The 10130-nt window shown below is 56.0% G+C and carries 12 protein-coding genes; 7 read left to right on the top strand and 5 right to left on the bottom strand.

Annotation, left to right across the window (positions count from 1 at the left end; translation table 11 throughout):
- The first annotated feature begins 40 nt into the window (after positions 1 to 40).
- Positions 41 to 880, top strand: coding sequence for a serine/threonine-protein kinase (locus FHS47_RS00240; RefSeq protein WP_167021793.1), 840 nt, complete (start codon positions 41 to 43; stop codon positions 878 to 880).
- A gap of 21 nt (positions 881 to 901) precedes the next feature.
- Complete coding sequence (locus FHS47_RS00245) at positions 902 to 2032, top strand: hypothetical protein (protein ID WP_167021794.1); 1131 nt, start codon at positions 902 to 904, stop codon at positions 2030 to 2032.
- A 529-nt stretch (positions 2033 to 2561) separates the two neighbouring features.
- On the opposite strand, the gene FHS47_RS00250 is transcribed toward FHS47_RS00245, so the two are convergent.
- The 3 genes from FHS47_RS00250 to FHS47_RS19975 form a co-directional block, all read right to left on the bottom strand.
- Positions 2562 to 3713, bottom strand: coding sequence for a hypothetical protein (locus tag FHS47_RS00250; protein WP_208381708.1), 1152 nt, complete (start codon positions 3711 to 3713; stop codon positions 2562 to 2564).
- Between the two features lie 73 nt (positions 3714 to 3786).
- Positions 3787 to 4731 (bottom strand): DUF2971 domain-containing protein, encoded by a 945-nt coding sequence (locus FHS47_RS00255; protein ID WP_167021795.1) that lies wholly within the window; start codon positions 4729 to 4731, stop codon positions 3787 to 3789.
- 240 nt (positions 4732 to 4971) lie between these two features.
- Positions 4972 to 5895, bottom strand: a complete 924-nt coding sequence (locus FHS47_RS19975; RefSeq protein WP_167021796.1) for an HNH endonuclease — start codon at positions 5893 to 5895, stop codon at positions 4972 to 4974.
- Positions 5896 to 6072: 177 nt separating this feature from the next.
- Here FHS47_RS19975 and FHS47_RS19520 point away from each other — a divergent pair, with 177 nt between their 5' ends.
- Positions 6073 to 6300 (top strand): hypothetical protein, encoded by a 228-nt coding sequence (locus FHS47_RS19520; protein WP_208381709.1) that lies wholly within the window; start codon positions 6073 to 6075, stop codon positions 6298 to 6300.
- Positions 6276 to 6686: an SOS response-associated peptidase family protein gene (locus FHS47_RS00265; RefSeq protein WP_208381710.1), complete on the top strand. Its 411-nt coding sequence runs from the start codon at positions 6276 to 6278 to the stop codon at positions 6684 to 6686. The genes FHS47_RS19520 and FHS47_RS00265 overlap by 25 nt, the downstream gene beginning before the upstream one ends.
- Before the next feature lie 20 nt (positions 6687 to 6706).
- Here the strand turns inward: FHS47_RS00265 and FHS47_RS00270 are convergent, their stop codons facing one another.
- Both FHS47_RS00270 and bamE read right to left on the bottom strand, forming a co-directional pair.
- Complete coding sequence (locus FHS47_RS00270; RefSeq protein WP_167021797.1) at positions 6707 to 7360, bottom strand: hypothetical protein; 654 nt, start codon at positions 7358 to 7360, stop codon at positions 6707 to 6709.
- Between the two features lie 112 nt (positions 7361 to 7472).
- Positions 7473 to 7781: an outer membrane protein assembly factor BamE gene (bamE, locus tag FHS47_RS00275; RefSeq protein ID WP_167021798.1), complete on the bottom strand. Its 309-nt coding sequence runs from the start codon at positions 7779 to 7781 to the stop codon at positions 7473 to 7475.
- A gap of 356 nt (positions 7782 to 8137) precedes the next feature.
- Here bamE and yjjJ point away from each other — a divergent pair, with 356 nt between their 5' ends.
- The 3 genes from yjjJ (at position 8138) to FHS47_RS00285 (ending at position 10045) form a co-directional block, all read left to right on the top strand.
- On the top strand, positions 8138 to 9508 hold the full coding sequence (gene yjjJ, locus FHS47_RS00280) for a type II toxin-antitoxin system HipA family toxin YjjJ (RefSeq protein ID WP_167021799.1): 1371 nt from the start codon (positions 8138 to 8140) through the stop codon (positions 9506 to 9508).
- A 133-nt stretch (positions 9509 to 9641) separates the two neighbouring features.
- Entirely contained in the window at positions 9642 to 9776 is a 135-nt protein-coding gene (locus FHS47_RS19865) for a hypothetical protein (RefSeq protein ID WP_282097514.1), read from the top strand.
- On the top strand, positions 9773 to 10045 hold the full coding sequence (locus tag FHS47_RS00285; protein WP_167021800.1) for a hypothetical protein: 273 nt from the start codon (positions 9773 to 9775) through the stop codon (positions 10043 to 10045). The genes FHS47_RS19865 and FHS47_RS00285 overlap by 4 nt, the downstream gene beginning before the upstream one ends.
- Positions 10046 to 10130: the final 85 nt, after the last annotated feature.

Consider the following 10130-nt stretch of genomic DNA (forward strand, 5'->3'; position numbering starts at 1 on the left):
GGGCTACGGCGGCTGCGAATCGACACTTTGATCAGCTCACATGAACAATCTTTCTCTGAAGGAAGTCAGAGACTTCTGTGATGCAGAAGGGTTCGTGCTTAAGACGCCTCTTGGGGAGGGAAGCTTTAAGTCTGCTCACCTGGCCTCCCGTGGCCATTCTGACTTCGCCTTAAAGCTGATTGAATTCAACGGCGAGCTTGAGCAGAGGATCGTGCGCGAGGTCAATGCACTGAGTCGGTGCGCAGATCGTGCAGTCGCAAAGATCTTCGATTTTAGGCAGGTCGCCGTCGGCGGGAGAAAATTCTGGTTTCTCCTCGAAGAGTATCTCGGAGGAGGGACTCTTGAATGGCATGTGACAAACGCAACATTGTCCGCTCCTCAGCTGAGGAGCGTCGCAACGGAGCTAGTTAGGGTACTAGGTCACTTGCATCAAAATAGAATTGTACATCGTGATATTAAGCCCGCAAACGTTCTATTTCGTGCGGGAACCTACGAACCCGTTCTTACTGATTTCGGAATAGCTAGAGTCCTAGATGCCCCGTCACTAACGAGAGACTTCCTAGCTCAAGGGCCAGGTACTCCTCTCTTCGCCGCGCCAGAACAGCTGAACAACGACAAGCACCTAATTGATTGGCGGACTGATCAATACGATCTGGCCTTGACCCTCGCATTTTGCATTCTCGGGCGCCATCCCTATCAGATGGCCAATGAAGGGGTTCAGGAGGCTATTACCCGGGTCGCTCTCCGCCGGTCGCTTCCAGATGAAACCTCTGCTCAGTTGCAGGAGCTAGGATTTTCGTTCCTTCTAAAGTGTCTCGAGCCGTGGCCGATAAAGCGATATCGGCGCCCCGAGGATTTGGTTGAGGCCGTTGGGGATTGACCGAGTAACAGGGAGTAACGCATGGCAGCATACTTGCAGTTGGGTCACGATTCCTGGAATCTCATTAGCGAACTTCGCGCATTTTCGGGTCTGGTCATAAGCCCCGTAAATGATCCGCCGTCAGCCGTCATCGAAAGGTTGCGCAGGCTCGGCGACTATCGAAACACTCTCGAAGTGGTTTTCGATCCTCAATTCTATAATCCAAGAACTTCACGCGGATGTCTGCGTGAGTGGGATTATCTGCCTTCCGCGTATGAGTCAGTAAACGTAGATACTAGTGCGGACTGGCGGGTTCTGACATCCGCGATAGTTAGGGCTGCGCGGAATATTGGAAGCGACGCTGTCTGCTCTCCTGCCTTTGTACCAAAGGTCTACTCAGACGAGTATTACAGCTCCGTTGTCGAAGTTGCCGACATCATGGCTGCGGAGTGTAAACAAGGCGACATGGATGTGCTGCTTACCGCGATTATTTCCCTTCAAGAGCTGGCTGTTCCTGGTCGCCCGCATCAAATAGCCTCGATCCTCTCAGCTAGCTCCGTAGATCGCCTCTACGTAATATTCCAGGAACCAAGGCCGCCGCGAGAGCATCTCGCAGACTACGGGGCTCTGGTTGGCGCTATTGAATTGATTAGGCTATTGAGCGACGCCATGCGCGTCCAAGTTGCGTTCTGTCATCACGATGTCGTGCTATGGAAGGCGGCCGGGGCTCACGATGTGACTTCTGGCAAATTCCTCAATCTTCGTCGCTTTTCTATGGCGCGTTGGACGGAGGAGGATCCCGGTGGACGTATGAATTCGTATTGGAACGATGCCTCGCTATTGACGCTTCTGCGCGACGCCGACGTCGCTCGCTTGGATCATGCGGGATTGATCAATGAGCAAATCGTTGAGGAAAACCCATATTCCATGCGGATTCTGAGCATTATTCGACGGGGCACAAAGGAGCCCTGGACTGCCTTGTCTTGGCGACAGTACCTGCACTGGTTTGCCTCGATGGATCGGCAAATGATCAATTCTGAGGCACTGAAAGGACTTCTTTTGGCGGCTGATAAGTCTTGGACTCAGGTCGCCGAACGAAAGATTCTCTTTATCGATAAGTTCAACGACGGATCTTGGATTCGCGTCTGGCTCGGAGCTCTTGCAGATGCCTGATTTTCGTATCCGTGGTTCTTTAGCTCTGCGTTGATTTGTCGAAGCGGTATCTAGAGCCTCTCACGACCGACGGTAGCCTGGGCTGCCAGCGACGAAACTTACCCGAAGCCGGGAATCCGCCTTCTGAAAATCCCATAGACTCTCTTGGAATGGCGTCCTTCGCCACAATCGAAGCTTATTCGGAGTAGACGGGAGCTATCGGCCAAGATTGTTCCGTGGCGTCGCTATATTCTTTTGGCGGCCTCGATCTGCCAACTTGATTAAATTTGTGACGAAACCCTCTAATGGCGAAGTGGGTTGCCAATAGCGGCTGCCCGTAACGCGCCTCAAACGTTAGGTTGGAGGGCTTAGTCGAGCCCGAGGGAGCGCTGGGCATGCAAACGCTAGTTCTCGGCGACCGATCGAGCGAAGGGCGTTACATAAGGAATCATTGATCTTATTGCGGAGGTAGTGTGTCGTCCTCCGATGCTGTCAACGTAACTTAGCGACGCGGCGCGGCACGGATCCGAGATGCGTGAATGTTCGGCGCTTAAAAACTACTTTCTACGCTGCGGTACACGGTCAGGGGGTATAGTAGGACCCGCGGATAACGACAAGTTCGCACCATTTGCTCGAGGCCGTCAAAGCCACGAAAAAGCCCCCGGAATGCATTTTCTACCGACTCATAGTCGGCCAAAGCATCCTTCGAGAACTCGTGCAAGGGATCGAAGTTTGATCGATCGGCGTCGGGTACGGAGGTGATGATGCCGAGCATAGTTAGTTCCTCTGTTGGCATCGATCCGTAGGTGAAGTGCAGAGTATTGCGGTCAACGTCTTCAAAGCAGTCCCGCTTCAAATGGCCGAAAACGTGTTCATCATCTTGGTCGAGATGTGGGTAGATTCTTAGGTTGACAATGCCGGATAGAAAGGCATCGATCCAGGTTCGCATACCGTCGAGAATCCACTGCTCAACGTGAGGAGTGTCCAAAGCCGCTTTTATGATGTCAGATAGCTGGGCTCTCAACGCCTCCATACGTGCTTTGCGTCGAGCTCGCTCGTTCCTATCCTTAATATCATTGAGCGTGGTTTCTTCCGACTGAAGAAGTGCGAGTATCTGCTGGTATTCCGGTGAATCAATTACCGCTGATTCTTGGCTCCGACTTACAAGCTTTACGACGTCCGGAAACGCTTCTCCTTGGAGCTTGAGTCGCTCGTAGTCTTCGATGACCGCCTTACCCTTAACTTTTACGCAGAACGTATTCTTGAGTCTGGTTCGAACCTCCATATCCTTCAAGGTTCCCGTGTGCGCCTGGCTGCTTAGATCCAGAAGATACCCTTCATCCTCTAGCTTCTTCTCCAATTCGGTTAGTAGCGCATGGTGTGGCTTTATAGAGTACTTCGATGATCCATGTGAAGATGTAGTCCCACCGGCATCGTGTTTGAAGACTTTAAAGTCATATCGCCTCTTGTTGTCGTCGGTGCTGATTCGTTCAGATTGGTGTTCTACTACTTCGACGATGCCCCCGGTGATCTGGCTATAGACTGAGATGACCTTTTTGAGGTCGACATAAATGTAGTCATAAAGTGCCATCTGTTCGCAGCTCACTCCGTGATTGTTGGTAGACTCTTCGGACGCCAGAGCGGTGCATTCCATCCCGACACGACGTCCTGTTTTCATCACTTGTGCCCAGGCCTGATACATTACTTCGGCCCCCAATGCAGCGGATATAGTCGGCGCAACGAAAAGGGCATCCTGCGCTGTGCTGCGCGGAGTCTTAGCGGTCCCTCCGGGATCTAGCGATTTCCTCGGTGATTTTGTCCATAGATGCGATGTAGGACTCCAGACGGCCGATGCGATCAAGCATACGGTAGGGATTGCGCGCGGCGGCTGAGTAGCGTTGGTCGTCAGTGATCTGGCACCAGGAACACACCTCATGGCCTGATTTCAGCGGCTCGCTGCATGACCGGCAAGAAGCGGAAGCCGGTGACATCCTCGAGCCATCAAATATATAGGCCCTGCCGCCGCGGTCTAGAAAGTAGGGCGAGATGGACGTGCGGCCGATGCGTTGGCGATAAAAACTACAGCCGTAAGAGTTGGCGGTCTCTGAAAGCATCTGGAGTAAATCAGTTGACGCTTTGGCCCCAGCTATCACGGCTGTTATGCAGTCGGCGGGTACATCGAGGATCTGTAGCCCTCCTGCTTTGCGCACCTCACTATCGCTTGCGACCATGCGCCGCTCGGCCTCATAAGACCAACACGTAGTTTTCGTGAAGTAGGCGGCTTGAAACACTCCGCCTCGGAGAAAGTACGTGTAGCGAGGTTTACCGATTACGTGCGCGCGATAAAGCATTTCCGTTAGGTCAGGAGAGGCGTCATCCTGATATTGGACGTCATCAATTTTGCTGTTAGGGAAGGCCTCTAAAAGCATTGATTCCTCAAATTCCAACACAAATCCCGAGGCGTTGGCGCCATAGTGTGCCCACATTGGAACGACTGCAGGTGACTTAGAAAAGCACGTCGTGGGCAGCTGGGGTAACGTCCCAATTAGTTCTTGGTAGGCGGCGAGCGCGTCCGGACGCGACGAGTAATCTACCGTTAGGAAGAGCTCGTAGGGATCGTTGAAGTCTCGCGGCAACGAGCACTTTAGCGCCGCCTGATTATTGGAGATTACCAGGGCTGCCACTTGAGGGGCGAAGTATTTGTAGATCTTTTGCGACACCGTGTTCCTCCCGGAGCGGCTCACTCCTTAATATATGCCTCCATCAGGCCGGCTATTCAGTTGATGGGTATCAGGGTGCTTGTCATACGCAAGAGATCAGGTTCTGATCAGAAGGGGAATGTATATGAATCCATGAAGCCGAAACGAGCCCTTAGCCAGTCTTGAGCGCGCTTGAACTTTGGCGCATTGGTGGCAATTAGGGGTTCGCATACGCGTCCGTACTGGCTGATCCACCGGTGGCTAACCGGTCGGCAAATTGATTCGACCGAGAGTAAGGTTGCGATGAATCTGCAAATATTTTTCCTGGTTGATGGCGAATGGTCTGGGTCTATATGCCTCCGTGATCGACCACTGAGAAAGTACTATGGAGTCAAGCTTCGGCGAAGTTAGGAGGGAGCCATCTTCCCCGAATGAAATTAGGTGTTGGTCGAACAGCAGATCGATGTGGGGCGAGAGCATAAGGCCGTTAGAGCCGTCCAATCTTTCCTCATTCGTAGACAATCTCCAGGGTTTGATGTGACTCGCGCGGAGCAAGGATAAATCCGTGACTCCCGTTACGCGGCAACATGGCTCCCTGGCCGCAACTTTCTTCCTAAAAATTCCTTGCCCCACGCGCGCCTTCAGTAGCTGTCGTTTTTCTGTTTCTGAAACCGTGGAGTCGTCAGCGATCTCTTGGAGTTCTGCATCAAGCCCGGTTGAATAATATCGGCTTGCAATGTCTATAGGACCGCCGATAGCCAGTAAGCTTTCCCCAAGCTCATCAGAGATCGCGCTTAGGTAATTCATTGTGCCGCGCCCGTCCTTGAGCAATGGAGTGACTCCAACTCTAGGTAAGAGTGGCCCAATCACGTCTATGTAGTCGCGGGGTCGAAAGGCGCGTGAGAGCGGCTCGAACGCCACCGGCACAAGCCATCCCATTGCACCCCAATTCGAATCTTTGGCGTACAGTGGCTTAGGGTGGGGGATGGCAGAACCTTCGGCGACTCCCACGTGCCCGATGATCGTATTTGCGAAAGAGAAGACGATGTCACCTGGCTCGACAAGCCTCATGTTGTCGTAAGGCTCATGGCGCCCCCCGTCGCTGCGCGTAATCGGGGACCACAAGGCTCCTTGGCCGGTCTCATCCTTCCAGGACTGGCCGTGATTTACCCACCAGTAGGCCACTTTTGATATCCCGTCGGCATTGCGTCTGGCCGAAGCCCCCTTTGCGAGAATAATCTCAAACACCTAAAGAGGGGGCAATGGGGTGATCAAGAAGACCGGTGCTTGACACGATATCGAGCACATTTGGGCAAATGAGCTTTCGCAGTTTCGCCATCAACTGCGCAGGTACCTGGCGTTATGTGCTACTCCGCCAAAATCCTAGCCGACTTCCGCGCCTACCAACGCTTCGGCGGCACCCTCGACATGCGCGCCTTCGCCGAATTCGCTGGCTGGGCTGCCGAAGCCGGCACGTGGATGAGTGCCGTGCCCAAGGCCATGCGCAATGCCTTCCTGGCCTCGGCCCTTCCGGAAGACGAGGAGGCCAGGAATGCCGCCGGAAGTTGTGGGGCTACAACCATGCGGTGATCGTGGCGAGCCGCTTTTTCGAATCGGTGAAGCTGCACGATCTTCAGCATCGTTCGCTCGCACCCGGCGAACGCGAGTCGTCGGTGGAACTGGAGTTTCGTCCCGAGCCGGTGCAGGAGATGTTCCTGGCCTGTCTGTGGCGTTACAGCGAACCCACGGAAACCGAGGCCGGCTTCTATTCCTTCGCCGCCATCAGCCGGCCGCCGCCGGAAGTCCGGGCGGCGGGACACGACCGCTGCATCATCGCCATCAAGCCGGAATACCTCGACACCTGGCTGAATCCCGATCCGCATCGTCTCGCCGAGCAGGACGCCATCCTCGACGATCCTATCGATGTCTATTACGAGCATCGGCTCAGTGAGCGTGATGACGGGGCTGCGGACTAGTCCTGCCTCTCGCCGCCATATCAGTCTCCTCGCTTCGCCTCGAGGGCCGTCTGCAAGTACATCTCCATGCCTTCCAGACGAGACTTCATCAATGCTGAGACCCAGCTGATGAAATACAGCAGGACGATGATGAATCCGGCCACGAAATCCACAATGCCTGGATGCCGCCCGGCGGCGAGTTCGCGAATCTGGAAGTAAAGCGCCACCGCGACGGGCACCAGGCCCAACGTGGGAATGCTGCCGGCGATCAGTGGGAGCTTCTGAGCGAAGCGCTCCTTGCGAAAGCGGGCCATGGACGCGTGACGCTTCAATGTATGCAGCGGTTGGCTCTGCAACCAGGCAATAAGTTCGAAGTGATGCGGCAGATCGTGGTCGAGTTGCTTCGCAAAGTTCACGACGGGCCTGTTCACGCCGCGGAATTCCGAGCGGGAGTACCAGACGATCATGGAGACGCCAATAATTTCCACCGCGACCACGGCGCATAAGGCCGTCACCTCAGCCTCAGCCGACAGCGGGAGGTGCTGGATAAGAAAGCTGCAGCAGTAAGCAAACAAACTGATCGCGAACCCGTAAAGGGTTCTCTTGGTCGAGCCCGGCGCCGAAGCGTCAAACTCCGGCATCTCGTTTAGCCGGCGATTCAATTCAAAGAAGCTCAGCGAGCCTTCCTGCTCCATGGCGGTGATCTCTGTCCGGGTGGTTGCCCCTTGCAACCAAAACCGGACAGAAATATATCGCAGCCGTTCGTCCTTTTCAGGCTGCGTGCAGCGGTGGCCTCGATGGAGGCCGCTACATCCCCGCCGCGTCGAGCATGGGATTCCCGCTCTTCCCTGGCGTGCCGCCAGTCTTGTACGCCTTGAGCAGTACCCCCTTCTTGTCGAACTCGAAGACCGTACTCTCACTGACGTTCGGCGACGTGGGCATCGCCGTGATGCGAGTAAATGGATAAGTCCAGACCTCGTTGCCGAGCACCTCCGATTTCTGTGGTGGGTGTCCGAGAGCCGCGATGACCTCCTGGCGAGTTGTTTTCCCCTTCTGGAAGCTCTTCAACTTCTCCTGGGTCACCTCGGTGCCCGATACCGTGTCCAGTTTCGACATCAGGCTGCAGCCGCTTAGTGCGGTCGCTGCGGCAGCTGCGGCGGAGCAAAGGGTCCATCGATTCATTCTTCAGTATCTCCATGGAAATCGCAGGGCTAACGAGGAGTCAACGCAACTTGCGGTGGAAGTTTGTAGTGGTGAGGAAGACGCCACAATGGAAGAACTGCCCAACGTTGCGTCGTCTACAGCCGGCAATCGCACCGCATGTGTTCCGGCCGTTCGGGCGAGGAGGTCCGAGGTAGGTTCGACTCTTGAAATAGATAATTGAATCTATTCAATTTTCCTGTCAGTGAAACTGTAAGAGATTAATAATCAATAAGTTGACGTGAGTAATCTATTCAAGTATCTATTCAGGCATGGCTGCCTCCGCTGAAAAGCTCGTCGATATCCTCCGCCAGCGGGGCCCTTCGAGCGCCCGCGATCTGGGTGCCGCCCTGGGCGTCAGCCAGCCGGGGATCTCGCGAATACTGGCGGAGGCAGGCGACCGCGTCGCTCGCATCGGACGAGCGCGCCGCACCCGCTATGCCGCGGTACGCGATGTGCGTGGCTTGGGCACGGAATGGCCGCTCTTTCGAATCGACGCTCAGGGGCGTCCGCAGGATTTCGGGCGGCTCACCGCGTTGTACGACCGCGGGAGCCTGGTGACGACCACTCGCCAAACCGATTGGCTCCGCGATGAGTTTGTCGACGGCCTTTTTCCCGGCGTGCCCTGGTTCCTCGACGATCAGCGGCCCCAAGGCTTCCTGGGGCGCCAGTTCGCGCTTCGCTGGTCGCGCGATCTCGGTCTGCCTGACGACATCCTTCGTTGGAATGACGATGCGGTTCTCGCCGCGCTTCTCCTGTACGGAGAAGATGGCCCAGGTAATTTTGTACTCGGCGAGCGCGCACTTGAGCGCGCTTTGCAAGAAGCGCCGGAGGTCGTTCCCCGGCGTAACCGCGACCACCGCTATGACGAACTCGCCAGGGCCGCGCTTGCCGGCGAACCAGTCGGATCGTCCGCTGCCGGCGAGCAGCCGAAATTCACCGCCATTGTCGAAGACGACGATGGCGCGCCACGTCACGTCATCGTCAAGTTCAGTGAACCGGTGGAAGGGAATCCCTCGGGGCGCCGGTGGGCCGATCTGCTCATCTGTGAACATCTCGCCGGTCGGGTTCTGGCCGAACAGGGTGTCGACAGCGCGGCAACCGAACTTGTCTGGTCGCAGGGCAGGGTATGTCTGGAGGTCATGCGGTTCGATCGCGTCGGCGCGCACGGCCGTCTTGGCTGCGTCACCCTTGCAGCATGGAGCGATGCGCACGATGGCGAGCGTGACGATTGGCCCTCTGCCACATCGCGCATGGCGCGTGCCGGCTGGTTGGATGACGGCGTACAGGAGCAGGTACGACGTCGATGGTGGTTCGGCCGCATGATCGGTAATACCGACATGCACTTCGGGAATCTCTGCTTTTTCCTCGGTGCCACGCTGCCGTTACGTCTTGCGCCGAACTACGACATGTTGCCGATGCTTTATCGGCCGTCCGCCAACGGAGCCGTGGTGCCGCGCGAATATCGGCCACCTCCGCCGGTGCCTTCCGATATGCACCACTGGCAGAAAGCGGCGGAATGGGCTGAGCTGTTCTGGCGTCGCGTTGCCCGGCATGCCGACATCAGTGCGGAATTTCGCGACATCGCGAGGGCAAACGCAGAGACCGTGTCGCGGTACCATCAGCGGTTCGAGCCTAAGTAGGGCCCCTGGCTTGCCGCCCGCCCGGCGGAGCTAAGATGCACGCCGTAGCGCCGGTTCGCGAGAGGCGCTTTTGCCAGGGGGTTCTGATGAATCGCGTTCGCGTCGTCGGCAGACTTCGTCGCCGGAAATCAGCATGATCGTGAAGCTCACCCAATTGCAGCTCAAAGTGCTGAGCGAGAGCCCGGAAACGGCTCATTTGCCACTACGATATGAGTCGAACGCGATCGGCATGGCCATGGAAGACTTGATCGACAAGTTGTTCCAATGATGAAGAAGACATCCGGGCCGTGGCTCGACAAGGTGATCTACGCTTTTCTTCTTTCACCCATGATCGTGCTGGGTGTGATCGTTGCCTCGATGCTGTCCGGGAATTCCTCACTCGGTTACGTCGCTGTGCTGTGCGTCTGGTGGCCCGCCAATGCGTACCTGATTCACAAGGTCTGCTCGGTCAAAGGTGGTGTATTGCTCCTGCGCATGGTCACTTTTTTCTTTGCGCACGCCGCGGCATTGGCAGTTGTACTCCTTTGCTTCGGATGAGGCGGCAGCGTAGATAGGGACATCGGGATGAGCGGGCCTGCGATGGGCACCGGGTTACCCCTGACTTCCCGCTCCCGACAACGCT

This window comes from Luteibacter sp. SG786, assembly GCF_011759605.1.
In the GTDB taxonomy this organism is placed as follows: domain Bacteria; phylum Pseudomonadota; class Gammaproteobacteria; order Xanthomonadales; family Rhodanobacteraceae; genus Luteibacter.

Bases quoted from the DNA above. Each gene is read 5' to 3' on its own strand.
- FHS47_RS00240 (WP_167021793.1), top strand. From the start codon at position 41: ATGAACAATCTTTCTCTGAAGGAAGTCAGAGACTTCTGTGATGCAGAA.
- bamE (WP_167021798.1), bottom strand. From the start codon at position 7,781: ATGTCGAAACTGGACACGGTATCGGGCACCGAGGTGACCCAGGAGAAG.
- FHS47_RS00245 (WP_167021794.1), top strand. From the start codon at position 902: ATGGCAGCATACTTGCAGTTGGGTCACGATTCCTGGAATCTCATTAGC.
- yjjJ (WP_167021799.1), top strand. From the start codon at position 8,138: ATGGCTGCCTCCGCTGAAAAGCTCGTCGATATCCTCCGCCAGCGGGGC.
- FHS47_RS19865 (WP_282097514.1), top strand. From the start codon at position 9,642: ATGATCGTGAAGCTCACCCAATTGCAGCTCAAAGTGCTGAGCGAGAGC.
- FHS47_RS00285 (WP_167021800.1), top strand. From the start codon at position 9,773: ATGATGAAGAAGACATCCGGGCCGTGGCTCGACAAGGTGATCTACGCT.
- FHS47_RS00270 (WP_167021797.1), bottom strand. From the start codon at position 7,360: ATGGAGCAGGAAGGCTCGCTGAGCTTCTTTGAATTGAATCGCCGGCTA.
- FHS47_RS19520 (WP_208381709.1), top strand. From the start codon at position 6,073: ATGTGCTACTCCGCCAAAATCCTAGCCGACTTCCGCGCCTACCAACGC.
- FHS47_RS00250 (WP_208381708.1), bottom strand. From the start codon at position 3,713: ATGTATCAGGCCTGGGCACAAGTGATGAAAACAGGACGTCGTGTCGGG.